The organism is Streptomyces sp. LZ34 (assembly GCF_053890475.1).
This window is the reverse complement of sequence record NZ_JBSSHG010000002.1, coordinates 26,579-49,688: the sequence shown is the minus strand read 5'-3', so window position 1 is coordinate 49,688 and position 23,110 is coordinate 26,579. Positions and strand designations below refer to the sequence as shown.

The following is a 23,110-nucleotide window of genomic DNA, read 5'->3' as shown; positions in this document are numbered from 1 at the left end:
CCCCCCTGGGATGTTCGGGTGGGATGACCGTAGTGCACACGTGTGGGGCCCTGTGAGAGATACGGGAGGTAGTGATCGACATGTGACCGCTGGGCCGGGGCGTCGCGGTCACCACACCTCCGGGCCGCCTCCGCGCCACTCGATCAGCGGCCCCTCCAACTGCACGTCGTCCGGCTGCAGACCCGCGCGCCTCAAGAACTCGAGCAGGTCCGTCACCCCGTAGGCCGTCCCCAGGATCTCCCCGTTCACGCGCACCCTGCGACCGCCGGACTCCATCGGCGGGTACACGACGACCAGGGCATGCGGCATACGCCCACACTCCGACAGACCCTCTCGAACCGCACTCCAGGAGCCGCTGTCCGTGTCACACTCGCCTCGTGCCCCCTGCCGCTCCCCCGTCGGCCGGGGGCACACCCCTTGACCCACCCACCACACCGGGTGAATGGTGACTACAGCCACCCCCCACGCCTCCACCGCGAGGGGAGCAGGCATGTCCGACCCAGAACCACGCTACGACGCCCGCACCGTCGAAGCGCCCGACGGGACCCGTATCACCGTCGCCTACAAACCCGGCAGCCGCATCGACCACATGACGGACGACGAATTCCTCGCCACGTTCCACCCCGACAAGATGTGCCGCACGGTGACTGTGGAACAGCCCGCGGACAGCCTGCCGTGCTGCCCGGTCACCGACCTCGCCAAGGAACGCCTCCGCCGCCACCCGCCCGGCACCCCTTACACCGCCGCTGACATCGCCCCGCTCTTCGGCGGCAAGGACGTCCAGGGAGCTGCCGAGCGCATCGCTGCCCTCCTCAACCTCATCGTCGACCAGCGCCTGCGCTGAGGGGGGCAAGGACATGGGTGAGGAACGCGAGATCGTCGAAGACGAAGGCATCACGTATGAGATCCGGCACCTGCCGATGCCCGACGGCAGCATCAGCCACTTGGCCTGCACACCAGGAGGGTTCGCCCACCTGACAGACGAGGAGCTGGTCGCGGAACTCCTCGCACTCCTCCCGGACCAAGACGACCAGCCCTGAACGCACAAAACGGCCCGCCACCCCGGAGGGTGACGGGCCGTCTCAGGCGTACCGCGCGAGGCACACCCACTCACCGTACGCTCACTCCACATACCTGGGCAGGGCCGCCCGGGCCCTCTCCGCCAGGGCCCGCGCCCGTACCGGGTCGGGGCGGCCGGCGTTCCGGCGCAGCAACTCCACCAGCCGATCCGCAGGTATCACCGGTACGCCGCGCACGATGAACCCGCCACCCTCAACCGGTGCGTTGTCTACCGCGATGATCGCAGTCACCGGCACCCCCAACGCAACACTCACCAAGCCCGCTTCGTACTCCACGCTGTCGACCTGATCATCCTTGTCGACGTTGCCGTGCATCAGCCGACCCCGAACCGCGCGGGCCCGAGCCCGGTTGTGCCACCGCTTCGCGTCCGGCATTAACACCCGGCCGCCAGGAGAGACCAGCACGAAGTCGGCATTCGCCCGGTCGGCACCGGGGATCACCCGGTCGTACAGCCCGTACCAGCCTTCCCCGGCCAGCGGAGCGAGGAGAGTAGCCACGCGCTGTTCCCCCACCTTCCCCGCCTCCCAGCAGCGCGCCTCAGCCGCGAGGCGGGCGCCCTGCCGGTCCATGCCCACCGCGGCCAGCACCCGGCGCTTCAGGCCCCGCGGGGCGGCCTGAGCACGTAACGCCGCCGCCCTCGCGCCAGCCGACGACCCCGCGGTCACTCGCCCACCTCATCCAGGTGGGCGTCGATAGGCCGGGCCTGGTGGTGCGGGCACCGGCAGGGCGCCATGTCCTGCTTCCTCGTCAGACGGCACGAAGCATGCTCGCGCTGCGCCCACTCGGCCAGTTCGGCGCGGCGGTGCGTGTAGGAGCGCATGGCCCACTCCAGAGCGTGTGCCGTCTCGCACGCGGTCGACAGGTACGGTCCCATCTCGATGACGGCCAGCAGTCGGTCCGGCAGCTTGTCCCGGTCCGACCCGGGCGGCGGCGGCACGTAGCTCGACTGCACGACACCGAGCACGGCGTCGGTCACGCCCAGATAGACCTCCCGCTCGGCTGGCATCAGGAGGTTCCACGGCTGGCCATCCGCCCGTGCAGCGGCTGCCGCGCACCGCTCGCGCAGCCCGCTGGCCGGAGCAGGCTGTTCGGTACTGGTCACTGGGCTCCTCCAGTCAGGCGCTGCGCGGTGTGCCGCATGGCGGTGATGACCTGGTCGGCATCCTCGGCATCGTCGTTCCAGGCAGAGACCAGGAGCCCGGGGTTCGCGGCGATGGGGCTGGTGTCGCCGGGCTCCGGCTTCAGGTCCAGGTAGCGGGCGAGAGCGGCGAGAGCGGCCCGTTCAGCGGCAGAGGTTTGCCGGTTGGCGTCGGGTGGGGCGATGGTGGTGATGGCGCCCATGGCGCAGACGGCGCCGTGCTTGTTGCGGAGGCTGCCCTGGTGCCATCCGTGGGTCTCGATGTAGTCGGCGGCGCGGGACAGGACGCTGGCCGTGGCCTCGGGGTCGTCGGTCATCGGTTTACCTCCAGCACCTCGAGGGCGTGGACCTGCCACAGCACCGTGCCGTGACCGCGGAACCGGGTAGGGCCGGCGTCCCATCCGCACGAGCAGACCAGCGCAGCACCACCGTGCTCCTTGTCGGCGTGGTCGCGGTAGTACCAGGTCGGCAGGTGCGGGCCGGTGCCGTCCCCGCCCAAGGCATGGGAGTGCTGGGGACAGAGGTAGCCGACGGCCGTGGAGCGCCGCCAGCCGTCCGGCTCGCGGCCGGGCTCGGCGGTTGCCCCGGTCCAGGTGGCGCGCAGGTCGAACTCGGCTGAGCAGCCGGGGATCGTGCAGTCACGCAGGTACCCGCCGCGCAGCACCCAGTCCTGCTCGAGAGCATCGGTGTACGCGCCGAGGACGGTCATGGCTGTCTCGGCGAGGGCTTCGGCGAGGTGGGTACGGAGCCCGGTGACCGAGCTCAGCCTGGGTGTGGTGGTCATAGTCCCCCCAAGGGATGTGACAGTGGGTTACGAATTGCGTGGATGTACTGGCGGGTACGGGTCTCCGCCCCGCGAGCGGGCAAGTTCGATCACGAATCGGTTACGCAGAGTTCGCGTGTACGGAGGCCATGCCGCCCGGGTCCCGCACCCCGGCGATGTCCGACGGCACCAGCAGGCCCCGCACCAGCGCTATCGCCACCGCGTTCGCCCGGTCCCGCGCACCGAGCTTCAGATACAGGCGGCGGAGCGTCCCGTTCACCGTGTGGGTGGAGATGCCGAGGAAGTGGGCGATGTGCTCGTTGGTGTTGCCGTTCGCCGCGAGGACGAGCAACTGGAGTTCGCGGCGGGTGATGCGGGCTCTGGGATGGTTGGTGGCACGGCCGTAGTGTCTGGCCCGGTGCGGGGCGTGAGGCACCTCGGGGGCGGTCATGCTGCTGCTCCGGTGTACGGGGCGAGGGCGGCGTTGCCAGGCAGGTAGAGCGGGTGCCGCGGCTGCCCAGTCGAGGTGGTGCCGAGCGCGTGCAGGCGCACCCCAGCAGCCGTCAGGGACCGGGTGACGGTCGCCGCGCGGTCGCCGAGGACTCCGCCGGCGCCCCATCCGGCGACGACCGGGCCGAGGCTGGCGGTCGTCTGCCGCAGGAAGACGTCGTTGTGCTCGCCGACGGGGTCCGGGTGGTCGCGGAGCGCCCGCGGGTCCGTGGAGCGCAGAGCGAACAGGTTGACGACGGCGATCCCACCGCACCGCTCCCGCCGGGCGAATCCGATACAGCGCCGTATGGTCGCGTCGTCCTCGAGAGCGTCCGCTGTACTGGGGTTCAGCATGATCCACACCATGGGCGGGCGGCTGCTGTCCCAGATGCGGGTCAGCAGGTACCGGTACGCGCGGGCCTTGTCCATGACGGCGGTGGCGAGCATGCCGTCCCACTCGTCGTCCTCGAGGACCAGGCCGTCCGGCACGGCCAGGTCGGGAGCGGCGGTCACTGCCCAGACTCCGGGTTCGGGAGCTTGCCGTGAACCCGATCGGCCACACGAGCCCAGGCGGCCCACGTTTCGTCGTCCCAGTCGTCACTGTTGGACGGGGCAGCTCGCAGGATGCTGCGGTCGCCCTGGTCGGCACCCTCCTGCTGCGTCTCGTCGTGCCCCACCTGCCGTTCCTTCTCTGTCTTCTCCCAGTTCTCCGTGGCCTCCAGCGCCCGCGCGGCCTCGTACCGGGCGTCGAGGGACCACTGGTTCAGCACCTTCGGGCTCTTCGCGATGTGCCGCTCGGTCCAGTCCGTGTGCTCGAGCGAGTCCGGGCCTTCGCCGAGCGGGCCGTCGAACCACTCGGCTACCTCAGTGGCCTTCTCCGGGGCGGCTTCCATCAGAGCGTGGAGGGCGCGGGCGAACCCGGCGGCCATGGAGCCAGCCGTGGCCTGCCAGCCGAGGGCGGCCGGGTGCTTCGGCAGCGGGGAGGCGTGGGTGCGCATGTGGAGTTCGGCTAGCTCGACGAGCAGCTGCTGCGCCGAGGTCTTGGGCTGGGTCGTGTCGGTCATGGGTCAGTTCTCCTTCGGGGCGTTGGCCAGCCGGAGCAGGACTTGGGCGTGGCAGTGGTCGGGCTCGCCGTGCTCCGGCAGCGAGCACCAGCACGCCAGATCCCGGCCGCGCAGCTCCGCCCGGGCGGTAGCACGAAGCTCGGCCTGCTCGGGCTCGTGGACCCAGCGGTCGTACTCGGCGGTCGCGATGGCGCGGGCCTCAGTCATGGACTGGGCGTCGGCCCATAGGTGACCGTCGGGGTCCATCACGTGGATGCCGAGGCCGTCGCGGACGATGTGCCACGGGTTGCCGTAGCGTCCAGCGCGACCGGGGCCGCGGCCGACGTACCGTGCGCCGGGCGGCATGCCGGGCTGGCCCTTCTTGCGGGTGCGTTGGACGCGGGCGGGCATCAGGCGGCCCTCCCGGCGTGCTGCTCCGGGGCCCACAGGCGAACCCACACGTCGCGGCTGCGCCACACGCAGGCGATCCGGCCCGGCTCGGAGTAGTCCATGCCGGGCCGCTGGTCACCCGGACAGCCGAGGATCAGCGGGGCGGAGCCGCCGAACGATCGGAGCGCGGCCAAGGCATCGGCGCCGTCGACCCGGCCGGACAGCATCGGGCGCCCGTCCGGGGCAGTGGTGGCGTCCCACAGGGTGAGTACCGCGTCGCGGATGCCGTGGAACTCAGCGTGCGAGCGCCACGCGAACTCGGCGTTGTCCCGGGCCTCGTCTGCGGGTGCCTTACGGGTCCACTGGATGGTGGGTGTGGTCATGCTGCTTCGCTTTCGGTGTCGTTGGTGGACGGTTCGCGGAGTGCGGCCAGGAGTCGGGCGCGGTTCGCGGCGGCCTGCGCCGGGCTGGTGGGCATACGGGCCGGCCGGTAGTCGCGGACCTGGCCGGTGGGGAGGGCCTCGGCGTACAGGCGCTCGCGCGTGGTCGGTTCGGCCAGGGCTCGCTTCAGGGCGTTGCGGGCGGTGTTGACGGTGGCCCGGTGGCAGCCGACGCGGCGGGCGATCTGGTCGTCGGTCAGCCCGGCGTTGATCAGGGCGGCGATGTCGGCGCGGACTCTCATGGCGGCCCTCCGGTCTGGGCGTGCGGGGATGGGTGGGCCGCCCGCCGGCTGCGATCAGCGGGCGGCCCGTACGTGGTGGGGGGTGGTGCGGGGGGCCGTAGCCCTCGTGGGCTCAGGCGAGCGACAAGCGAGCGACCTCGGCCCATTCGCCGCCCGGAGCGTCGCGGTGCAGCAGAGCCTCCGGCATCCGACGACCCTCCGGGTGCTCCTGGTACTCGCGCACCAGGTAGCCAACGAACGAGTCGCGGTACTCCTGCGTCTCACAGGTGATGACGTAGCCGTCGGTGCAGCGGATACCCCACAGGCACGCGTCCTGCTCGCGCTTCCGCGCCTCGTCGACGTGCGCGTTGTGCAGGTCGACCGCCCGCTCCCCGCCGACCACGTCCCACCAGGCGTCGACCTTGCCCCGGTTCTCCTGGTAGTAGGCGAGCATCCGCGCGCGGCTGGCGGCGATGGCCTGCATGTCGGTGGACTCGAACGCCGGCGGCCAGTTCTCGACCGTGTAGCTGTAGGACCCCTCGTTGCGGACCTTCCAGACCAGGGAGACGAACTCCAGCCAGTCGTAGTCGGACAGGGCGGTCGGGTTGCTGATGCTGCTGGTCATGCGTTTTCTCCTTGCGGTGCGGGTTGGTGTGCCAGGCGGCGGTCAGTCCCAGTCGTCCGCGTCGTAGTCCGGCAGCCGCCCGTCGAGCTGAAGGGCATACACGGTGCCCGCAGTCGTGCCGTCAGCCAGCTTCAGCGCCTGCCAGCCGTGCTCTCCTCCGTCGACCCAGCGGAACGTCTGGTCGGGGTGGTGGAAGCTGGTCTGCTCCTCCGTCCAGGTGTGGGCGTCGTCGCGGTGGGCGAAGAGGGCACGCCCCGAGCGGGCGTGGTCGGCGAGGTACTGGGTAGGGCGGTGGCTCATTGGGGCTCTCCTTGATGCTGGGGTGGCCGCTGATTGGTTTCGATGGGTGGGCCGCGCCCCGGTCGGGGGTTCGCGGGGCGCGGCCCCGTGGGTTGGCCGCCGACCGAGCTGGCCGGGAGGGCGGCGGCCGGGTCTCAGGCGGCCTGGACGGTGTAGTCGCGCGGGTCGTACCCGGCGTACGCGTGCTCTGCGGCGTGCCGAGGGGCTACCTCGGCCCGGATCCGGGTGTTCTCCGCGTCGACCTGCTGGGGGTCGACGACGACCCGGTATCCGGTGGTGACGGCGTCGTAGCCGTTGGGGTCCTTGAGGCGCAGCTCGGGCACTGGACAGCTCCCTTGTTCACTCCGGGCCGCTGACCAGCGGCCCGTTGTCGGCTCTACGAGCATAGCCTTTATTCACTACATGTGCAATGAATAACAGAGGGGAGAGAGACACCCACCCACGACAAAGGCCCGGCCCCACACGGGACCGGGCCTGCCACCAGCACAAACGCTCAGAAAGGAGGTTCGTCCGGCGCCGCGGAACCACCACCCCAACCACCGCCACCAGACCCGGCCGGCGCCGAGGACGCCCACGGATCCCCGCCACCCTGCTGCGCCCGGCCCGCCGCCTGGCCCTGCGGGCCCTGACGGCCGCCCGTCTTCGTCACCTTCGCCGTCGCCATCTTCAAACTCGGGCCGATCTCGTCGACCTCCAACTCGAACACCGTGCGCTTCACGCCTTCACGGTCCTCGTAGCTGCGCTGCTTCAGGCGGCCCTGCACGATCACCCGCATCCCTTTGGCCAGGGTCTCAGCGCAGTTCTCCGCGGCCTGCCGCCACACCGAGCACGACAAGAACAGGCTCTCCTTCTCGTCCTCCCAGGTGTTGGTGTCCCGGTTGAACTTCCGCGGTGTGGACGCCACACGGAACTTCGCCACCGCGGCGCCCTGCGGGGTGAACCGCAACTCCGGCTCATCCACCAGGTTGCCGACCACGGTGATCACAGTCTCTCCGGCCATCACGCTGCCCTCTCCATGTCGTTGTTCGTCATCTCGTTCTCGAGCCCCAGCTCTCGGGCGGTCAGGTACGCCCGCCGCCACGGTGCCTTCCGGCCCGCGTCCCGCTCACGCTTCTTGATCCGCTCCCACGACCGGGACAGCGCCTCGGGCGACATCTCCAGCCGGGCCGCGATTACCTCGACCGAATCCGGGGTCCATTCCATGAGGTGCCGGATTGCCAGACGGCGCGCGGCATCCCCGAGGACCACGGCCTCGCCGGCCAGCCATCGGGCGGCAGAGGTCTCCGGGTCGGCGTCGGGAGCTGGCATCTCGGCGTCCAGCACCGGAACCGCACTGGGGTCGTCGATCGTGTCGTCGTCCCAGGCCAGCGCCGAATGGAACCCGGCCCGTTGGGCGACTGAACGAGCACGGGACACGGACTGCTGGGGCACCCCATGGTCCAGAGGGTTCTGATTCCACCAGGCGTCGTAGACCGAGGCGACAGCCCGGGCCAACCTCGCCGTAACCCGTTCCCGACCGATCGCCTTCTTGAAGTGCGCCGCCGTCATACCAACCCGCTCTGCAATCACCTGCCGCGACCAGCCGCGCACCGCAAGCGCCTCCACCCGCCGACGGGTACCAGTCGCGTCAATGCGCGCGCCATCAGGGAAGTCGTCCAAGGACGGCCAGTACGACAGCACCAGCTCCGCGGTCTCACGCCGCACCTGGTGGCCGGGCCCGTACTCACCGCGGCCCCACATCAGGTGCTGAAGCGACGAATTCTGAGCGAGCCCCAGCCGTTCGCAGATGGCCATGTATGGCATCCCGGCGGCGTTCACCTTGCGCAGGTGTTCACGTACCGGCTCGGCGTCCACGAACGGCTCCCACAGGCCAGCGGCCATCAGCCTGCGGCGTCGCACCTGCCAGCGGGAGGAAGCGGCACGCTCGGCCGCCGTCATCACGCTCATGCCGCCACCGCCTCAGCCGCAGTGCCTGCCTCTGCCTCCAGGGCCCGCAGCACTTTGTGCACCGTCTGCGTGTTCGTCCCCAGCTCCATAGCAATCTGGTTCACCGAACGGCCAGCGGCCTGCAGCGCCAGGAACTCCGGTCGGCGGTCCCGGAGGATCTGCACCCAAGCCTGCTCCGGGTTCCCGGCCACACGCCGCCGCGCCCGGCGCAGCAGACTCCGCCGCTCGTCCTCGTCCAGACCGCCGTAGATCCCGTCCATCTCTCGGTTCTCGAGAGCCCACTGCAGGCACTGCTCCATGACCGGGCAGCGACGGCACACAGCCTTGGCCTGCTCGATCTGGGTGACGAACGGCCCGGTCTTGCCGGTGGGGAAAAACATGTCGGGGTCTTCGCGGCAGATCCCGGCGTGCCGCCAGTCGCTGGTGATGGTCTCGGGCCTGGTGGGGGCAGGCCAGCGGGGAGGGGCGAGGGGGCGGACGCTCATGAGGTCACTCCTTGAGGGCGAATGGCAAGCGGATGCGGAGTGTGACCGTTTTCGGGTGTGGGCGCGGCTTGTTCTATAAAGCGGCCAGTAGTCACGGTCATCGGTCACCCTCCGTTACGGCGAGGGTGTAGAGGCGGATGATGGCGCCCGGCCGGTTGAGGGCGTCGGGGTGAGGGTCGCCGACGTAGTACTTGGCCAGGTGGTCGTACTGGACTACGCGGGCGTCGTCTTTCCAGGCGCGGGCGGTGGTCAGGGCGTCTTCGGTTGAGCGGAGGAGCTTGGACAGGTCGGGGCTGGAGGCGGGGCGCCAGTTGAGGCGCCGGGACCAGGGAGTTTCGGAGGGCCACCACACCGGCCTGCTGGTGGGCTTGTCGCGGACGGTGAAGCTCATCTCGGCGGTGATGGGTCCGTCGAGGGGTTGCCAGTTCGCGTAGAGGCGTGTGGCGGCGAGTGCCGCCTCGTGGACCTGCTGACGCCAGGGCTTGACGCGCTTGGACTGTTCGACGAGGACGGCGCTGACGCGGCCGGAGGCGGCGTTGCGCCGGTGTCCGGCGTAGCGTTTCGAGCCTTGTGGGGCAGGTCCGCCGTTGACGACGATCGTGAGACGGAGTTGCCGGGTGCCGGGGATGGCCGGGTCGGGTGCGGTGAGGGTCACTTCGTGTTCGCCTTCCGCCGGGCCGCGCGCTCATCGAACTGGGCGATCCACTGGTCGGGGTCATGGCCGAGTCCCTTGGCCGTGCGGTAGGCGGGTCCGGCGAGGTCTCCTGCGGTGAGAACTCGGTTCAGGTACTCGGCGAGCGCGTCCGCGCTACTGGGGGCGAAGCGGCGGAGGGCTTCGATGGCCATGGCGGCGATGTAGCCGTTGACGGCGGTGTGGGTGTGGGCTTCGCGGAGCCACCGGTCGTTGATGTTCTCGTCGGCGAGGCGGTCGGCTTCGATGGTGGAGCGGATCATCGTCTCGGCGAACTCGCGGGGGGTCTTGGGGGTGTCGAGCGTGGTCATGCGGCGTACTCCTGGAGGTGGATGGGCCCGTGGGGGCCGGTTCGGAGGTAGGTGGCGTGGCCGGGGCGGTGCCCTATGTGGACTGCGAGGCACCAGTCGCAGCGGTAGGCGCGGAAGTCGGGGCCGCCTTCGCCGCGTATCTGTCTGGCCCGGCGGCGGCCGGCGCGCCTCGAGGGGAACGCCGTCTTACCGAGGCAGGAGACCTGGTAGTCGTTCACGGCGCCTCCTGTCGTGGTGCTGGTAGGCCGAGGTGTTCGGCGAGGGCTTGGCGGGTGTGTAGGTCGTGCGTGGGGTCCTGGATGAAGGCGACCGTGCGGGCGCGGAAGCCGCGTGACTGCTGGGCTTCGTCCTCCAAGCTGCGGATCACGGCCTGGTACTGCTGCTCAGTCACCGCGGTTCTTGCCTCGGGCCCGGGCCTCGGCGGCGGTGCGGCCGTTGACGGTCACGTGCGGGGCGGCTTCCTTGGCGAGCTTCAGCGCGGTGTCGAGGTCGAAGCGGTGCTCGGCCAGCCAGTCGTCCTCGCGCTCGGAGGGGATGGACTCGTAGCTCCACTGGCCGCTGGCGTTGAGGCACTGCTTCAAGCGGACAACGGCCCACAGTCCGCGGCCCCTGTACTCGACCGCGAGGTTGAAGAGGGCTCCGTTGTGGTCGTCAGGCGGGAAGAGAGAGACGACGTAGCGGGTGGGCTGGACGGTGGGCTCGGGGAGGTCAGCCATGCGGGTGCTCCGTGGGTGTGTCGGCGGCCGGGCGGCCCGGGCCGGGCGTGTGGGTGTGGCAGGCCGTGGTGTCGGCGTGGAAGGCGTTCAGCTGCTGCTGGTCGTCGACCTGGCGGGCGTGGCCCCAGCCGTGGGGGCAGTGCTGGTAGGCGGTGAGGCCGTCGTCGGGGGTGTGGATGAGGCGGGTGCCGTCGGCGAGCAGGGTGGTGGCCGTGCCGTCGCTCGCTCCGGTCCAGTGGTCGTAGGGGGCGTGGATGCCTGCGGCGCCGGTGTGGAAGGTGGCGTGGGCGGCGGCTTCGCGGAGGGCCCGGTAGAGGTCCGCCCGGGGCCGCGGGGCCGTGCCGGCCGGGGGCTTGACGAGGCTGAGGCGGGGGCGGGCGGGCGCCGCCGTGGTGACGGCGCCCTCCGTTTCGGCGCGCTGGGGCGCCTTGGCGGTCACCGCTCCGACTCCGTCCACTCGCCGTGGCGAACGGTGCGCTCCAGCAGCCGGGCGTTCGGCTGCAGTTCGCGGTAGCGGCCCAGGCGGGCCTCCTGGGCCGCGCGGTCCGTGGTAACTCCGTCCAGCACCCGGCCGTCGGGGCGGCGGATGCCGTACTCGATGGCCTCGCGGAGCGGGAGGGGTTCGTTGGTTACGTCGCCCTGTGTCAGCACCCGCTTCTTCAGCTCGTCGCGCTCGGCTCGACCTCGGTCCAGCTCGTCCAGGAGGGCCCATCCCGCGTTCGGGGACAGTGCCTCACTGGCTGTCAGCAGGGCGCGCAACTGGCTCTCGCGCTTCGGCGTCAGCGGGGACTGCTCGGTGGCCGGGTTCGTCATCGGGTCTCCTCGTTCTGAAGCTGGGCGGCGTTGAGGGCGGTGGCGTGGAGGTAGCCGTCGCTGTAGCCCTGGGCGTACATGGGGTCGTAGTCGGCGGCCATCTCGATGCGGGCGGTGGCGCGGCGGGAGTCGAGGCCGGTCATGGCGGCGAGTTCGCCGTCGAGGTATCCGGCTTCGAAGGAGTTGTCGGGGGTTCCGTAGGGGGTCTGGGTGATGGTGGGCATGGTCATGGCGGGGGCTCCGTTCGGGGCGTGGGCGGCTGGTCAGGCGGCGGCCGGGTAGTCGGCGGTGGCGATCTGCTCGGCGGTGTCGGCGGCCTTCCGCATCAGGTCGAGGACGTCGTCGAGGGACGGCGGGGTCTGTGCGTCGATGGGCCGGTAGGTGGGCCACCAGGCGAGGTGGTCGATGTAGTCGGGCTGGCCGGTGGTCATGTCGTCGTTGGGCTCGCCGTCGATGCAGGCGGAGAGAAAGCGGATGGCGTCCATGACGGCCGGCCGGGCACGGAAGTGCGCGTCGGGGTCGCCCTGCTGAGCGAGGCACGCTGCGCGGGTGAACTCGGCGGGGGGCAGGGCCTGCTGGGTGTGGGCGAGGAGGATGGCGGTGGGGATGTTGATGCTGTCGTCGTCGCCGACGTAGCCGGGGGTCTGGGTGTAGATGCCGCGCTGTGCCAGGAGGGTGCGGGCGCCTCGGATGAGCCGGCTGGTGGTGGCGTGCTGTGCGGCTGCGGTGGGCATGGCGGTCTCCCGGGTTGGCGTGCGGGGTGGTGTGCTGTGGTGGGTCGGTCCGGCCGCCGGGAGGCTGGCGGTGGGGGGTCCGCGGTGCTCGACCGGGGGCCGGACCCGCTTCGGGGTGCCTATTCGGCGGTGGTGCCTCGGTGGTCGTCGGTGCAGACCGGGCACTGGGTGATGGGGCCGTATCCCTCGTCGTACTCGTGGGCGTCGGCTTCGGGGAACACGGTCTGGCAGAAGCACGGGCAGTCGCAGACGGCGATCTCGCTGTTGCTGGGGAGGGCCAGGCCGATCTCGTGTGCGGCGAGGGCGTGGTGGGCGCGGATCTCGCTGATGTGGATGGTCTGGTCGGCTCGGTCCATGTGCTCGAGGAAGCGGTCCCGTGTGGCGGTGGGGAGGTCGTAGAGGTTGACCTGGGTGGGGAGCTGGTGGGGTGCGTGGGCGTGCGTCATCACGGCCATGGCGAGCCTCGATTCGGTTACTCCGGGCGGCTGACCAGCCGTCCGTTGTCGGCTCTTCGAGCATAGCCGTGATTCACTACATGCGCAATGAATCATCCTTGTGGGCATGAAGAAAGCCCCGCCCCAGATGGGGCGAGGCCGACTCTCCGCAGGTCAAACCGGGCGGGCCGTCAGGACTTCCGGCGTGCCCGCTCGGCCCAACGCCGTTGCGCAACCAGCACATCGCTGAAGTGCACGTAGTCCGCCGTGCCGATCCTCTTGCGGGGGATCCGGTAGTAGGCGATCAATCGCTTCAACGTCGAGTGCGACACGGGATATGGACTCTTCCGCAACAGGGCCGTCACGGCCTTCAAGGTCACGAGGTCATCCTGTGCGGGCGTGGGGGACGGTATGTGTGCAGCCACGATCAGCTCCTGGACGTGGCCGACGGTCGCAGCTCCGACCGGCCGAGGCGTTTCGAGTGGGACAGGTGGTGATGGTGAGACTCGTGAGGTGCGGGTCAGGTTGCGTGCTTGCGGGCGGCGTATTTCTCGGCCACATAGTGCTCGGCGATCTGTTGCAGCGTCCAGAGGCTGGGGCGGCCAAGCCGCTCGGCGCAGTACCGGTTTACGCAGGCGGCCTGGTCCTCATCGCGCCGCCAGAACAGGGACCAGCAGGTGCAGCCGGGGCACTCCTCGTAGCGGATGACGTCCTTGTCGCCCATGACCAGGGCGTGCTCGAGGCTCTGCCGGTGGATGATGGCGTCCCGGGTCATCTGCCGCTTGATGTCCACGTGCGGGGTGAGCTTGACCATCCAGCCGTAGATGCCTCCCGCGACAGTCGGCGGGGGGCTGGCGTCGGGGACGACTTCGCGGGTGTATTCGACGATCTCGCGGGTGGACTTTGTCAGGTGGTCGAGGATGTCGAGGTTGATGAGTTCGTGCGGGGTGGGGGTGGGGGCCCTTCGCCCGGGTGCGCGGCGGGTTGTGCGGGGGGTGGTGAATTCCGCTGCGAGGAGGCGGAGGCGCGCTCTGGCGACGGCTGCGTCCGTGTCTTGTTCGCCCATGGTTACCCCATCCATCGGCGGCCCGGTGGACGCGGAGCGTAGCCGTGGGGTGCTATGGGGCGCGCGCCGGGCCGGAGGTCGTCACTCCGGGTGGTTCCGGACGCTTCATCATGTCACGACTGACCTGCGTGGTGAACGAGTTGTGAGATTTGATCTTTCCGGACGTATCGACCGTTGCTGATCCGCAACACTCGACGCAGCGTCACATATGCGAGATATCAGAGTACGTGCGGGGCGCGGCGTGCGGCCTGAAGCATCCCGGCAATCACCTGGTGCTGCTCATCATCGATATGCCCGTGCATCTTGGCGCCGTCGACCACCAGGATGGCCGCCTCCAAAGCGATGTCGTACGCCTCCGCGGTGTCCGGATCGGTGAGGGTCCGCCGGCGGTGGAGATAGAGAGCCTGGATGGTCTCGGCGAGCTGCACCTCGGGGGCGAACGGCGGATCGTCGTGCGCGGTGCCCATGGCCGGCTCCTGACGATCGGTGGTTCGGGCGCGGCGGCGGGCGCCCAGGTGGATGACGTCGCCCGTGGCGGCTTCGGGGTCGGGCAGCGCGGGTGCGGGGCCGGCCGGTTCGTATCCAGGCATGGGCGTCTCCGCTCGTCCGGCAGGAGGGAAGGGGAGGTTCTGGCCGGGCTGCCGGTGGTCCCGTGCCGGACTGCCACTGTCCCACCGCTGTCTGTGGAGTGGGGTAGCGGGTCCGGTTTTTTGACGCTGATGTGACAGGTTCCGGCCCGTTTTGGTCGGTGTTGGTTGCAGGTATGGCAGCGCCCCCGCGGGGACTGGAGAGGCCGGAGTTTTGCCGACAACGAACCCGTCCAGCGCCGCGGGGGCGGGAGACCTCACGGGCACGCCCGTCAGATGACGGCAGTGTAGCCCGGGACCTGTCCATGCAGGCAGGGGGTGTTCCCCGGATGGCCCGGGTGTGGCGGGGGCGGGGGTGCGCTCGGGGCAGGGGGCGGTGGTGTGCTGCGCCACCTGGTCCGCTCCCCCGTCCCCGGCGGCCGCCTGACCACGGGGGCCAGCGGCGCCCCTTACTGTGCTCGTAGATATATGCACGCGGAAGGCGTCGGGGATCACACCACCCGAACGTGTGATGGAAAATCTCTGGCAAGTTGGGGTGAATCATGCCGATCATGTCGCGTGCAACGTCGTGAAGCCCTTGACGGAAACGGAAGACCCTGTTCCGCCTCGCGAAGGAGACAGAACAGGGTCGGGCACGCGGATTCAGATCAGCTCTGCCAGCTCCTTGGAAAGCTGCCGCAGGTCCTCAGGCTCCATGTACTCGCGCAGGATCCGCGTCACCGCCGTCGGGTTGTGCCACGGCATCACCACCGCTACAGGTTCCGCATCAGAAGTGGGGCGATGCATCGGCGGCTGGTCGTGGTTGTCAGCCGGCGGATTCGAGGAGGGCTTTACCGCGGTAAAGTCTGCGCCTCGCTCGGCGGGTTCCAGGACGGGCTCTTCGGCGCCAGGCTCCTCGGGACTCCGGGTCGACGGCAGGACGATCTGGGGCGGCTTCAGGGTTGAGCCACCACTGCTGTTCTCCGGAGCCGGAGAGGTAGCCGCAGGCTGTGCCGCCACGGGAGCAGCCGGGGCTTCTCGCCGACGGACCCGAGGAATTGCTGCCGCAGCCTCGCGGGCCTTCGCCTCGGCCGCCCATGCCGCACCTTGCTCCGACCGTGGCAGCCCTGCAATGTCCCGGGCCACTCGTACTGGCATCGTGGACGTGCTGACCAGTTGCTGAAGTTCGGGGGTGAGCTTGAGCAGCTTCCGCTGCTGCGATACCCACGTCTCATGCCGCTGGTAGTGCTCTGCAACCTGCCGGGCGCTCCCCAGTTCTTGCACCATCGTCTCGATACCGAGTGCCTGCTCGATCGGATCGAGGTTCTTCCGGTCGATGTTCTCCGACAGGACCGCGTCGAGGAACACGGCCTTCGACTGCGCGACTTCCTCCCGCTGCACGACGTGCAGGTGCGTCAAGCCAGCGGCAAGGGATCCGCGGTAGCGCCGCTCCCCGTTGGCGATGACATACGGGGCGCTGCCGACGGCTTCGGCTTCGTCGGGCCATAGCTTCAGGTACGCGGCGCGGGAGACCACGACGGCTGGCTGAAGCTGGCGCTTGGCCAGTACCTGCCCGAACTCGACAAGCTCTTCCTGGGTGCCGAAGTTCTTCCGCGGGTTGAAGCGGGTGGGCACCAGCTGAGAAAGGGGGAGACGGAGCAGGGTGATGTCGCTCTGCCCGGGAACGTCCTCGACTTTGCCGCCAGCGAGGGACGCCAGTGATGTACGGCGGCCCATCAGTTGCCCCCGCCGTAGCCGAGTTCGAGGGCGAGGCGGAAGAAGTCCTCGCGGGCTTCCATGGCGACTCGGTTCTTGGGGTACTGAGTGACGACCAGGCCCTCGGCGGAAGCGCGGGTGTGGAGCTTGTAGCGGCGGACAACAGACCGGGTGACGGGCCAGCCCTGGGCGTTGATGTAGGCGCGGGTGTCGTCCAGGTCTGCCTTGCCGTCGCGAGGATCCCAGGCGTTTATCACGACGCGGTAAGGAAGTCCTCGAGGCTGAATGACCTTGCTGATCGTGCGGGCGGTCGGGTCGAAGGCGAGGGGTTCGGGAGGCATTGGTACGAGGACTTCGTCAGCGACGTCGAGGGATGCTGCGAGGAGATCTTCGTCTTCGATGCTGCCGGGGGTGTCGATGAGGACGTACCGGTAGCCGTCGTTTGCTCCGCCATCTCGGCCGAGGGTGTCGTCGACTACGGCGCCGATGTTGACGGTGAGAGTGGTTTTGCCGACTCCGCCCTTCTGGTTGGCGACGACGATGATCCGTACCGTTTCGCCGAGGTTCTTCAGATTGGCGAGGCTGGCCGGGTCGTCGTGGGCCTGAGTGAAGTCGAAGGGGAGTGCGTCACCGACGCGGTTGGCCCACCATACGGTGGAGCCTTGGGGGTCGGTGGATACGACGAGCACGCTGGATTGCATGTAATGCTCCGTGTGATTCCCGAGTTCGGTACTACGGACGCGGAGCATCATCGCAGACAGTGCAGGCGGTCTTGGTCTGGTGGGTGGATGTTTCACCTGGACGGCTGCCGGGCGGCGGAACTTTACCGCGGTAAAGGCTCAGGCGGCCGGGCGCTCGCCATCGTCGTTCTGGTCTTCAGGGTCCGGTGCGGGTTGGTCGTAGGCCCTGCCGTCGGCGTAGACCGGCTCCAGGAACAGGTGGTGGCGTGCCCAGAGGGGTATGGGCGCGGCTGGGATGGTGCGGACGGTTGTGACGGGGTGGTTGGTGTGCATGCTCTGCTCCTCAGGCGGTGCGCTGGAATGCGGTGGGGACAACGGGGGTACGGCCGGCTTTCTGAGCGCGGGCCATCCTGAGCGCAGCCTGCCGCACGGCGTCGCGCTCGTTACCCCTGCTTGCCTCGGCGGCCTGCTCAAGGGCGACCACGGCGTCGGTGAAGCAGTCCTCGGGCTCGCGGAGCCAGGCGTACTCGCCGGTTCCCCAGTCGCGTTGGAGGCGGGGTTTCTGGCCGGCGGGCGGGGTGTGGTCGATGGCGGCGAGGGTCTGGTGGTAGCCGGGGTGGGCGTCGTCGCGGGTGCGCACCGGAACGTCTGCGGTGGCCGGCCGGGCGGTCTCCGGGCGGTACTGCTCGGCGGCGGCCGTGGTGGGTGGGGTGATGGGGCCGGGGGTGAGGACGCGGATCGTACGGACCGCGGTGGTGCCCATCTTGTCGTTGATGCGCGCGGCGAGCTGCCTGCCCAACAGCCGGAGTTGGGTGGCGTAGCCGTCGGAGGCAGGCCGGAGGTCGAGGCGCCCGCAGTCCGGGTCGTAGTGGACGGGCTGGACAGTGCCGACCAGTTCGGGGCACAGGGTGGGCCACTGGTCGAGGACGCTGCCGCCTTGGACGCCGATGCCCCATTCGCGGTCGGTGTTCATCTGGCCGATGACGCCGGCGAGGGTAACTGGGTCGCGGCCGCTGCCTTGGTCGGCGCGGAGACGGCGGACGGTTTTCCGGCGGCCGGTGGGTTGCTGCTGGGCGGCGGGGCTGGCTTTGTACTGGGCGAGGGCAAGGCGGGCGAGGTCCCGGCCGGAGGTTCCGTGCTGGGTCATGCGACTACCTTTCGGACGGGGATTCCGGCGGCGGCCGCGCGGCGGATCGCGTCGGCGGTGCCGGTCGACGAGTTGTAGTGGAAGGCGAGGCACAGGTCGGCTCCGGCGTCGACCATGTGCTGATTGCGGCGGTGTCCGGCGGTGGGGCAGTAGTCGTCGCCGCGGGCCCGCTTCCGCCGGTGGCCGGGCAGGCAATCGGCCGAGCAGGGTGCGGCCCAGTCGGCGTCGTGCTGTTCGTGCTCGAGACCGTGGCCCTCGGCCCACAAGGCGGCGAGGGCGTCTGCTCCGTCGGCGCCTCCGTGGACGACGATGATGCGGTCGTGGCCCTGTTGGGTGGCGTCGTGCCAGGCGTCCATGAGGGCGTCGGCAAGCAGCTGCGGGGATGGCCAGGAGCGGCTGCCGGTGACCAAAATGCGGGCGGTCACGCGTAGGTCTCCTGCCAGGGGTGGATGGTCATGTGGCCCGAGGTGCCGCTGAGGGCGCGGTCGACGAGGCGGTTGGTGTAGAGGCGTCGGGCGTCGCGCTCGCCAAGGGTGTCGATGGCTGTCAGTACCGACTCGAGGTCTTTCTCCGCGTCAGCGCGCATGCTGACGACCTGGGCGCGGGTGAAGCTCTCGATGTCGGCCACGGGCGGGGCGTCGGTGTGGATCTCGTACAGCACGTCGGCGGGCTGCGGCTCGGCCTCGGCGGCCAGGTCGCGCATGCGCTCCCGGACCCCGGCGAAGATGCGGCGGACGGCGCTGCTGGTGGACTCCTGCCAGTTGGTCATGGACCAGTCGGTGGAGGTGCGGTCGTGGCGGGCGTGCTCGGCGCGCCGGGACTCCCGCATCGTCTCGACGGCGGCCGCCCGCTGGGCCTTGGTCTGCCAGCCGGGCATGCCGGTGACGCCCTTGAGCCGGTAGCCGAGCAGCCCGGAGGGGCGGCGGGTGCCGTGCTCGGGCTCGGGCGTGGTGTCGAGCCAGGCGATGACCTCGGCAGCAGTCCATCCGGCGTCGGCGACGTCCTTGACGATCCAGGCGATGCGGGGGACGGAGGCGCCAGTCAGCCAGCCGATCTGCTGGATGAGTTCGCGGGCGAGCTGGTAGCGGCGGCCGACGCGGTTCAGGGTGCGCTTGGCGCGCTTGGGCTTCTTCGGGGTGGGGGAATCGTCCTGCCCGCTTGCGAGCTTGCTCTCAGAGGGAGAGTGAGTACTACCCGCAGAAGAAGATGCTGAGGTACCACCCTGCATTGGGGTGCAACGCGACCGCGTCGAAGACGGCTTCCTCGAGCGCTTCCGGCGCACCTTCCGGGCGGCCTTCTTCGCCAGCTTCCCGATCGTGTTGCGGTGTTCCTCGGCGATGCCGACGGGGCGCCGTTGCACCCCTTCGCCGACCGTACGGATGCCCAGGGCGGCGTCGAACTCGACGGGGATGACGCGCTCGAACACGGACGCCTGCCGCACGGCGCCGCTGATGCGGGATCCCTTGACGCGGTACACGAGCAGCCCTGCCTCGCGGAGCATGTCGAGGTGGTACTGAACGGTGCGCTCAGACAGGCCCAACTTCCGCGCGAGGTAGGCGACGCCGGGGCGGCACTCCTTCAGCGCGGACATCTCCTGGGCGATGCGCACGGTGGTCTCTCCCCACTTCGGTCCATGGGTCCGGCTGGGGGCGTAGAGGCCGGAGCCGCTGACCCAGTGGATGGCCTGCATCCAGCTGTACGGGTCGGGGGCGATGCGGCCGGCCGTGGTGGAGATCCATTGGTGTGCTGCGTCCACCCGGATGCCACCACGGCCGTGTCCGTCACTGTATTCGAACACGGTTTCGAGTGTGGGGGTTTCGGGGCGCGTGTCGCGGGAGGTGTTGGGGCACGGGGTGTCGTCGGCGTGGGTGGAAATCTGGGGCGAATCGCCCGTGCGGGGATGCGGAAGCTGACAGACGCTGTGCTCGTACTGCACTATGTACCCGTGCCTTCCTTCGGGAGGGAACGCGAAAGGGGGCCTCTGGCCCTAGCTGCTGGTAGGCAGTGACTCGCCCGTCCGGGATGCCAATCCCGGTAGGGCCTTAGCTCGGGTCGCCAAACCCGGGCCGTGGAATGAAGGCCGCGAACGGTGCGCCAACACCAGCGGCCAGGCGGTAGAGGAAGCCCCTCGCCAAAGGGGCGCAGACCTCCCGCCGGGAAGCACTACGTCATCTGATCCCCCTCAGCGGGTGGGGTCTGCTCCTGCGCCTTCGCGGCGAGGTATTCGGCGGTCCGCTTCCCCAGGGCCGTCATGCCCTGGCGGACCTCTTCGGGGGTGAGTCCGGAGGCCGTGCAGTTGTAGTAGGCGTCGCGACGGTGGACGCCATAGGCGCCGTCACGCACACGGACGCGCACGACCTTGTTGCAACGCGGGCAGAGACGGTGGGCGCTCATCACTTGCCCTCCGTCCAGCCGTAGCCCTCGGCGACCACCTTGAGGGCCTGCATCATGGCGTCGGCGTAAGGGGCGTAGATCGGATCCCATGGACGCGACTTCGCGTTCGCTGCGGTCCGCCGCACCTCGTAGATGAGCTTCCGATCGGCGGCGCAGCGACGCAGGACTGCCTCGGGATCGTTGAGTGCGATGTGGTCGGCGTTGTTCCAAGCGTTCCGCGTCTCATCCCACGACTCGTGGCTCATCGTCGGAAGCCAGGCCAGCAACTCGGTGTCGTTGCCCCTGCCTACCAGGATCGTGGCCGTGTGTCCGCCAAGGTCGAGGTGAGTGTCGTGGGTACGCCACGGCCCCTTCGTCGCGTGCAGAGCGGCTTTCTCGACGCGGGTGATCGCGTTCTCGGTCCAGGCGAGGATGTCCTCGCCCTGGGCGGTCACGCGACGGTGGGGGTCGGAGTGACAGGGCTCGCGCTCGACGCCGGTGTGATCTTCGCGGCGGAGCTGCGGGTCCAACTGTCGTAGCGCGCGGGTGCGCGGGTACTCTTTGCCATGTCGGCACCTTCTTCTCGCGGAGTGTGGTGTCGGCCCGGCCTCGCGCCAGGTGTTTGCCGCACCTGGGTAACCGCGGGGCCGTTCCTTTTGCTGTTGTGCGGCCAGACCTTACCTGATGGCGTGTCTGGCCAGGCCTCCAGCCTACCGGTTGACGGCGACATTGCTCCACCTGCTCCCGGGTCGTGTCGGATCGTCAGATTCATCGGCAGATATCCAGGTCATCGCACATGTGTCCACGCCTCTCGCTGTGTCCTACAGAAACGCACAATTAATAACGCTCGATTGCGATCTTCCTCCGTGGTCAACTACGAAGCTCTGGCCAGCGGAAAAGAAGTAGACGAGCCGGGCGTTCGGCCGGTGATGGGGATCGGCTGGGTCGTCTCGGGGGCCTCCTTGTGTCGGGTGTTGCGGGTGGGGCGGTCGGCTCGGTCTGGGCGCCCTGCGCGCGCCTTGGATGCTTCCGTGCGGCAGATGCCGCACCGGCAGCCGCCGTGGTTGTAGCGGTACTCGCCGTGCGCCTTCGCCTCCATCCGAGCCTTCTTACCGTGGGCCTTCGCCTCATCGAGGGCGGCCCGGAACGCGGGGTCGGTCTTGGCGTGTTGGGCGGGCACGTTCCGGGAGACGCCCGCTTTGGTGGCGGCTTCGGTGAGCTTGGCGCCGGCGGTGACGGCCTCGAGGTACGTGGCCCGCGCGGTGGCGTCGAACGCGAGGCCTCCGGCAGGGCGGCCGCGGCCTCGGCGGTGCGCCGGGCCCCCGGCGTCCGGGCCGGCGCTCATGACCGTCCTCCGCGCACCGAGCTCAGCCGGGCCTCCCCGTCCGCCGGATGCACCACTAACCCCCGCTCCGGCAGCACCCGGCCGATCCGGTCGGCCATGGCCGCGTATCCGGCGTCGGCCAGTTGGTCGCGGGCGGCGGCCAGGCGCTCGGCGTCCCAGCGGCGGGACTCGGCGGCGCGGGTGCCGCACAGGTAGCCGACCGTCAACGCCAGGTCCCATATCTCCTGCACCTGCTGCTCGTCGACGTCCGGGAAGAGCGCGGCGGGGAGCAGCGACGGGCGGCCGACGGTCTCCAGCAGGCCCGCGGTGATGCGCGCGTACAGCACGTCGGCGGAGGTGACGATGCGGTCGTCCAGGAGGCGCGCGACCTGGGCCGGCTCGGGGGCCCCGTCCGGGCCGGTCGCGGTGGGCTGGATATCGGGCTGGATGGTCATGCGGCGCACTCCAGGACGGTCAGGGTCGGCAGAGGGAGGGGGAGTTGTACGGGCGGGGGGATGACGAGCCGCAGCCTCGGGCCGCGGCGGGCCCGGCGTGTCGCGGCCAGGACGCTCGCCGGGATGAGGCTGGGACGGCGGCTGCGCGGTAGATGCTGATACCCGGGCAGCACGGCCTGGGTGGGCATGCCGGGGGCGATCCGGCGCTGACGGGCCCCGTCCCCTGAGGGGGCTGCGGCGACCGGCCACTGTCCGTCCGGCCGGATCTGCGCCCGCTCCGGGAGCACGCCGAGGCGCTGGGCCGTGGCCAGCAGTTGCTCCCGGGACGCGGTCTCCTTGTCGAGGCCGAGGAGCCCGCACAGGATTGCCCGGTGCCAGTTCGCGGTCCGCACGTCCATCCCCGCCCGGTACGCCACCAGCTCCTCGTCCAGCTCGCGGGCCAGCGCGCGGAGGACGGCCTGCTTCTGGTCGGTACGGGCCTCCTTCAGTGCGGACTCCGGCACACCGCTGGCCGGGGCGGTGACGCTCGCGGCCTGGCGGCGCTGGATCAGCGCACGGTGCCGGTCGAGGGACAGCATCCCGCCCCAGATACCGGCCGGCTCCGCCAGGCGGCCGCCCGCAGCCTCAGAGTTGGCGTACGCCCGGCACGGGGCCAGCACAGGGCAGCGGCCGCACACGACCACCGCAGCCCGCTCCCGGGCGATCCGCGTCTTCTGCGGCTCCGGATCCCCGTCCGGCCGGTCCACGGTGCCCCACGCGTCGATGTGCAACGTCGGGGCACCGAGGGCCTGCCCGGGGAAGTCGGCCACCTCGGCAGGCACCGGGGCGCACCCGCGGTATCTGTAGTGCCGGTGACCAGTGAGCTCATCTCGGGCCGCGAGGCTATCCATCGCTGTCCCCCTCCTTGTGGTGCTGGTAGTGCCGGGCGAGCGCGTCGTCCAGGACCATGTCTGCGGCCCTCAGGACCGCCTCGGCGGCGAGGCGCCGGTCCATCGCCCGTCGTGCCGCTGTGCTGGTCGCGCGGTGCTCGCGGACCATCGCGGCCTCGTTGATACGCCGCGCGGCGCGCTCCCATGTCAGAGCGCGCCGCGTGTGCCACCAGCCGACGATCGCGGCCAGGGCAATGACGGTGGTGAGCACCGCCGCAATGCCGTACTGCACGG

General features: G+C 70.0%; 43 protein-coding genes and 1 pseudogene. 2 read left to right on the top strand and 42 right to left on the bottom strand.

All coding sequences use genetic code 11. The annotated features are described in order from the left end of the window. Positions 1–108: 108 nt before the first annotated feature. The gene (locus tag ACWY4P_RS53595; RefSeq protein ID WP_456213504.1) at positions 109–309 is read right to left on the bottom strand and encodes a hypothetical protein; all 201 of its coding nucleotides are present in this window, start codon (positions 307–309) and stop codon (positions 109–111) included. Between the two features lie 181 nt (positions 310–490). On the opposite strand from ACWY4P_RS53595, the gene ACWY4P_RS53590 reads away from it, so the two are divergent. Together ACWY4P_RS53590 and ACWY4P_RS53585 are read left to right on the top strand one after the other, a co-directional pair. After that, on the top strand, positions 491–844 hold the full coding sequence (locus ACWY4P_RS53590; RefSeq protein WP_456213503.1) for a hypothetical protein: 354 nt from the start codon (positions 491–493) through the stop codon (positions 842–844). Between the two features lie 13 nt (positions 845–857). Next, positions 858–1,040, top strand: a complete 183-nt coding sequence (locus tag ACWY4P_RS53585) for a hypothetical protein (RefSeq protein WP_456213502.1) — start codon at positions 858–860, stop codon at positions 1,038–1,040. An 81-nt stretch (positions 1,041–1,121) separates the two neighbouring features. On the opposite strand, the gene ACWY4P_RS53580 is transcribed toward ACWY4P_RS53585, so the two are convergent. The 41 genes and pseudogenes from ACWY4P_RS53580 to ACWY4P_RS53380 all read right to left on the bottom strand — a co-directional run bounded on the left by ACWY4P_RS53580 (position 1,122) and on the right by ACWY4P_RS53380 (position 23,108). After that, positions 1,122–1,667 carry a nuclease-related domain-containing protein gene (locus ACWY4P_RS53580; RefSeq protein ID WP_456213501.1) on the bottom strand — a complete coding sequence of 182 codons (546 nt, stop codon included), beginning with the start codon at positions 1,665–1,667 and terminating at the stop codon, positions 1,122–1,124. Positions 1,668–1,741: 74 nt separating this feature from the next. Continuing rightward, positions 1,742–2,182 carry a hypothetical protein gene (locus tag ACWY4P_RS53575; RefSeq protein ID WP_456213500.1) on the bottom strand — a complete coding sequence of 147 codons (441 nt, stop codon included), beginning with the start codon at positions 2,180–2,182 and terminating at the stop codon, positions 1,742–1,744. After that, a complete protein-coding gene (locus ACWY4P_RS53570) occupies positions 2,179–2,535 on the bottom strand; it encodes a DUF6197 family protein (RefSeq protein ID WP_456213499.1) in 357 nt (118 codons plus the stop codon). Before ACWY4P_RS53570 ends, ACWY4P_RS53575 begins: the two co-directional genes overlap by 4 nt. Continuing rightward, complete coding sequence (locus tag ACWY4P_RS53565) at positions 2,532–3,002, bottom strand: hypothetical protein (protein WP_456213498.1); 471 nt, start codon at positions 3,000–3,002, stop codon at positions 2,532–2,534. The genes ACWY4P_RS53570 and ACWY4P_RS53565 overlap by 4 nt, the downstream gene beginning before the upstream one ends. Before the next feature lie 100 nt (positions 3,003–3,102). Then, positions 3,103–3,432: a LuxR C-terminal-related transcriptional regulator gene (locus ACWY4P_RS53560; protein ID WP_456213497.1), complete on the bottom strand. Its 330-nt coding sequence runs from the start codon at positions 3,430–3,432 to the stop codon at positions 3,103–3,105. Further along, the gene (locus ACWY4P_RS53555; RefSeq protein WP_456213496.1) at positions 3,429–3,983 is read right to left on the bottom strand and encodes a DUF1643 domain-containing protein; all 555 of its coding nucleotides are present in this window, start codon (positions 3,981–3,983) and stop codon (positions 3,429–3,431) included. Before ACWY4P_RS53555 ends, ACWY4P_RS53560 begins: the two co-directional genes overlap by 4 nt. Next, positions 3,980–4,534 (bottom strand): hypothetical protein, encoded by a 555-nt coding sequence (locus ACWY4P_RS53550; protein WP_456213495.1) that lies wholly within the window; start codon positions 4,532–4,534, stop codon positions 3,980–3,982. Before ACWY4P_RS53550 ends, ACWY4P_RS53555 begins: the two co-directional genes overlap by 4 nt. 3 nt (positions 4,535–4,537) lie before the next feature. Beyond that, a complete protein-coding gene (locus ACWY4P_RS53545) occupies positions 4,538–4,924 on the bottom strand; it encodes a DUF4326 domain-containing protein (RefSeq protein WP_456213494.1) in 387 nt (128 codons plus the stop codon). Next, positions 4,924–5,286 (bottom strand): hypothetical protein, encoded by a 363-nt coding sequence (locus tag ACWY4P_RS53540; RefSeq protein WP_456213493.1) that lies wholly within the window; start codon positions 5,284–5,286, stop codon positions 4,924–4,926. The genes ACWY4P_RS53545 and ACWY4P_RS53540 overlap by 1 nt, the downstream gene beginning before the upstream one ends. Further along, positions 5,283–5,585: a helix-turn-helix domain-containing protein gene (locus tag ACWY4P_RS53535; protein ID WP_456213492.1), complete on the bottom strand. Its 303-nt coding sequence runs from the start codon at positions 5,583–5,585 to the stop codon at positions 5,283–5,285. Before ACWY4P_RS53535 ends, ACWY4P_RS53540 begins: the two co-directional genes overlap by 4 nt. Before the next feature lie 112 nt (positions 5,586–5,697). After that, on the bottom strand, positions 5,698–6,189 hold the full coding sequence (locus ACWY4P_RS53530; protein WP_456213491.1) for a hypothetical protein: 492 nt from the start codon (positions 6,187–6,189) through the stop codon (positions 5,698–5,700). A gap of 42 nt (positions 6,190–6,231) precedes the next feature. Beyond that, complete coding sequence (locus ACWY4P_RS53525) at positions 6,232–6,489, bottom strand: hypothetical protein (RefSeq protein ID WP_456213490.1); 258 nt, start codon at positions 6,487–6,489, stop codon at positions 6,232–6,234. Between the two features lie 134 nt (positions 6,490–6,623). Further along, entirely contained in the window at positions 6,624–6,812 is a 189-nt protein-coding gene (locus ACWY4P_RS53520) for a hypothetical protein (RefSeq protein WP_456213489.1), read from the bottom strand. Between the two features lie 170 nt (positions 6,813–6,982). Beyond that, positions 6,983–7,489, bottom strand: a complete 507-nt coding sequence (locus tag ACWY4P_RS53515) for a single-stranded DNA-binding protein (protein ID WP_456213488.1) — start codon at positions 7,487–7,489, stop codon at positions 6,983–6,985. After that, positions 7,489–8,427: a hypothetical protein gene (locus ACWY4P_RS53510; protein ID WP_456213487.1), complete on the bottom strand. Its 939-nt coding sequence runs from the start codon at positions 8,425–8,427 to the stop codon at positions 7,489–7,491. The genes ACWY4P_RS53515 and ACWY4P_RS53510 overlap by 1 nt, the downstream gene beginning before the upstream one ends. 188 nt (positions 8,428–8,615) lie before the next feature. Beyond that, positions 8,616–8,864: pseudogene (locus ACWY4P_RS53505) on the bottom strand (WhiB family transcriptional regulator); the annotation flags it as partial. A gap of 154 nt (positions 8,865–9,018) precedes the next feature. Further along, positions 9,019–9,576, bottom strand: coding sequence for a RusA family crossover junction endodeoxyribonuclease (locus ACWY4P_RS53500; protein WP_456213486.1), 558 nt, complete (start codon positions 9,574–9,576; stop codon positions 9,019–9,021). Next, the gene (locus ACWY4P_RS53495) at positions 9,573–9,923 is read right to left on the bottom strand and encodes a hypothetical protein (RefSeq protein ID WP_456213485.1); all 351 of its coding nucleotides are present in this window, start codon (positions 9,921–9,923) and stop codon (positions 9,573–9,575) included. The genes ACWY4P_RS53500 and ACWY4P_RS53495 overlap by 4 nt, the downstream gene beginning before the upstream one ends. After that, on the bottom strand, positions 9,920–10,141 hold the full coding sequence (locus ACWY4P_RS53490; RefSeq protein WP_456213484.1) for a hypothetical protein: 222 nt from the start codon (positions 10,139–10,141) through the stop codon (positions 9,920–9,922). Before ACWY4P_RS53490 ends, ACWY4P_RS53495 begins: the two co-directional genes overlap by 4 nt. Next, entirely contained in the window at positions 10,138–10,314 is a 177-nt protein-coding gene (locus tag ACWY4P_RS53485; protein ID WP_456213483.1) for a hypothetical protein, read from the bottom strand. The genes ACWY4P_RS53490 and ACWY4P_RS53485 overlap by 4 nt, the downstream gene beginning before the upstream one ends. Then, positions 10,307–10,639, bottom strand: a complete 333-nt coding sequence (locus ACWY4P_RS53480; RefSeq protein ID WP_456213482.1) for a hypothetical protein — start codon at positions 10,637–10,639, stop codon at positions 10,307–10,309. The genes ACWY4P_RS53485 and ACWY4P_RS53480 overlap by 8 nt, the downstream gene beginning before the upstream one ends. Next, the gene (locus ACWY4P_RS53475) at positions 10,632–11,078 is read right to left on the bottom strand and encodes a hypothetical protein (protein ID WP_456213481.1); all 447 of its coding nucleotides are present in this window, start codon (positions 11,076–11,078) and stop codon (positions 10,632–10,634) included. The genes ACWY4P_RS53480 and ACWY4P_RS53475 overlap by 8 nt, the downstream gene beginning before the upstream one ends. Next, entirely contained in the window at positions 11,075–11,452 is a 378-nt protein-coding gene (locus ACWY4P_RS53470; RefSeq protein WP_456213480.1) for a hypothetical protein, read from the bottom strand. Before ACWY4P_RS53470 ends, ACWY4P_RS53475 begins: the two co-directional genes overlap by 4 nt. Further along, on the bottom strand, positions 11,449–11,682 hold the full coding sequence (locus ACWY4P_RS53465) for a hypothetical protein (protein WP_456213479.1): 234 nt from the start codon (positions 11,680–11,682) through the stop codon (positions 11,449–11,451). Before ACWY4P_RS53465 ends, ACWY4P_RS53470 begins: the two co-directional genes overlap by 4 nt. 33 nt (positions 11,683–11,715) lie before the next feature. Next, positions 11,716–12,186 carry a hypothetical protein gene (locus ACWY4P_RS53460; RefSeq protein WP_456213478.1) on the bottom strand — a complete coding sequence of 157 codons (471 nt, stop codon included), beginning with the start codon at positions 12,184–12,186 and terminating at the stop codon, positions 11,716–11,718. Positions 12,187–12,305: 119 nt separating this feature from the next. Further along, a complete protein-coding gene (locus tag ACWY4P_RS53455) occupies positions 12,306–12,632 on the bottom strand; it encodes a hypothetical protein (RefSeq protein WP_456213477.1) in 327 nt (108 codons plus the stop codon). A 179-nt stretch (positions 12,633–12,811) separates the two neighbouring features. Then, on the bottom strand, positions 12,812–13,045 hold the full coding sequence (locus ACWY4P_RS53450; protein WP_456213476.1) for a hypothetical protein: 234 nt from the start codon (positions 13,043–13,045) through the stop codon (positions 12,812–12,814). 95 nt (positions 13,046–13,140) lie between these two features. Then, positions 13,141–13,686 (bottom strand): hypothetical protein, encoded by a 546-nt coding sequence (locus ACWY4P_RS53445; RefSeq protein ID WP_456213475.1) that lies wholly within the window; start codon positions 13,684–13,686, stop codon positions 13,141–13,143. Positions 13,687–13,904: 218 nt separating this feature from the next. Beyond that, positions 13,905–14,276, bottom strand: coding sequence for a hypothetical protein (locus ACWY4P_RS53440; protein ID WP_456213474.1), 372 nt, complete (start codon positions 14,274–14,276; stop codon positions 13,905–13,907). Between the two features lie 639 nt (positions 14,277–14,915). Further along, positions 14,916–15,887 carry a ParB/RepB/Spo0J family partition protein gene (locus ACWY4P_RS53435; RefSeq protein ID WP_456213473.1) on the bottom strand — a complete coding sequence of 324 codons (972 nt, stop codon included), beginning with the start codon at positions 15,885–15,887 and terminating at the stop codon, positions 14,916–14,918. Between the two features lie 101 nt (positions 15,888–15,988). Continuing rightward, positions 15,989–16,669, bottom strand: coding sequence for a ParA family protein (locus ACWY4P_RS53430; RefSeq protein ID WP_456213472.1), 681 nt, complete (start codon positions 16,667–16,669; stop codon positions 15,989–15,991). A 138-nt stretch (positions 16,670–16,807) separates the two neighbouring features. Next, positions 16,808–16,981: a hypothetical protein gene (locus tag ACWY4P_RS53425; RefSeq protein ID WP_456213471.1), complete on the bottom strand. Its 174-nt coding sequence runs from the start codon at positions 16,979–16,981 to the stop codon at positions 16,808–16,810. Positions 16,982–16,991: 10 nt separating this feature from the next. After that, complete coding sequence (locus tag ACWY4P_RS53420) at positions 16,992–17,795, bottom strand: DciA family protein (RefSeq protein ID WP_456213470.1); 804 nt, start codon at positions 17,793–17,795, stop codon at positions 16,992–16,994. Next, positions 17,792–18,220, bottom strand: a complete 429-nt coding sequence (locus ACWY4P_RS53415) for an SLOG family protein (RefSeq protein WP_456213469.1) — start codon at positions 18,218–18,220, stop codon at positions 17,792–17,794. Before ACWY4P_RS53415 ends, ACWY4P_RS53420 begins: the two co-directional genes overlap by 4 nt. Beyond that, on the bottom strand, positions 18,217–19,593 hold the full coding sequence (locus ACWY4P_RS53410) for a helix-turn-helix domain-containing protein (RefSeq protein WP_456213468.1): 1,377 nt from the start codon (positions 19,591–19,593) through the stop codon (positions 18,217–18,219). Before ACWY4P_RS53410 ends, ACWY4P_RS53415 begins: the two co-directional genes overlap by 4 nt. 365 nt (positions 19,594–19,958) lie before the next feature. Next, positions 19,959–20,189, bottom strand: a complete 231-nt coding sequence (locus tag ACWY4P_RS53405; RefSeq protein ID WP_456213467.1) for a hypothetical protein — start codon at positions 20,187–20,189, stop codon at positions 19,959–19,961. Next, entirely contained in the window at positions 20,189–20,623 is a 435-nt protein-coding gene (locus tag ACWY4P_RS53400; protein WP_456213466.1) for a DUF6221 family protein, read from the bottom strand. The genes ACWY4P_RS53405 and ACWY4P_RS53400 overlap by 1 nt, the downstream gene beginning before the upstream one ends. Positions 20,624–21,042: 419 nt before the next feature. Further along, positions 21,043–21,513 carry a hypothetical protein gene (locus tag ACWY4P_RS53395; RefSeq protein WP_456213465.1) on the bottom strand — a complete coding sequence of 157 codons (471 nt, stop codon included), beginning with the start codon at positions 21,511–21,513 and terminating at the stop codon, positions 21,043–21,045. After that, positions 21,510–21,947: a hypothetical protein gene (locus tag ACWY4P_RS53390; protein ID WP_456213464.1), complete on the bottom strand. Its 438-nt coding sequence runs from the start codon at positions 21,945–21,947 to the stop codon at positions 21,510–21,512. Before ACWY4P_RS53390 ends, ACWY4P_RS53395 begins: the two co-directional genes overlap by 4 nt. Then, positions 21,944–22,768, bottom strand: a complete 825-nt coding sequence (locus tag ACWY4P_RS53385; RefSeq protein ID WP_456213463.1) for a WhiB family transcriptional regulator — start codon at positions 22,766–22,768, stop codon at positions 21,944–21,946. Before ACWY4P_RS53385 ends, ACWY4P_RS53390 begins: the two co-directional genes overlap by 4 nt. A 61-nt stretch (positions 22,769–22,829) precedes the next feature. Next, a complete protein-coding gene (locus ACWY4P_RS53380; protein ID WP_456213462.1) occupies positions 22,830–23,108 on the bottom strand; it encodes a hypothetical protein in 279 nt (92 codons plus the stop codon). Positions 23,109–23,110 lie beyond the last annotated feature (2 nt).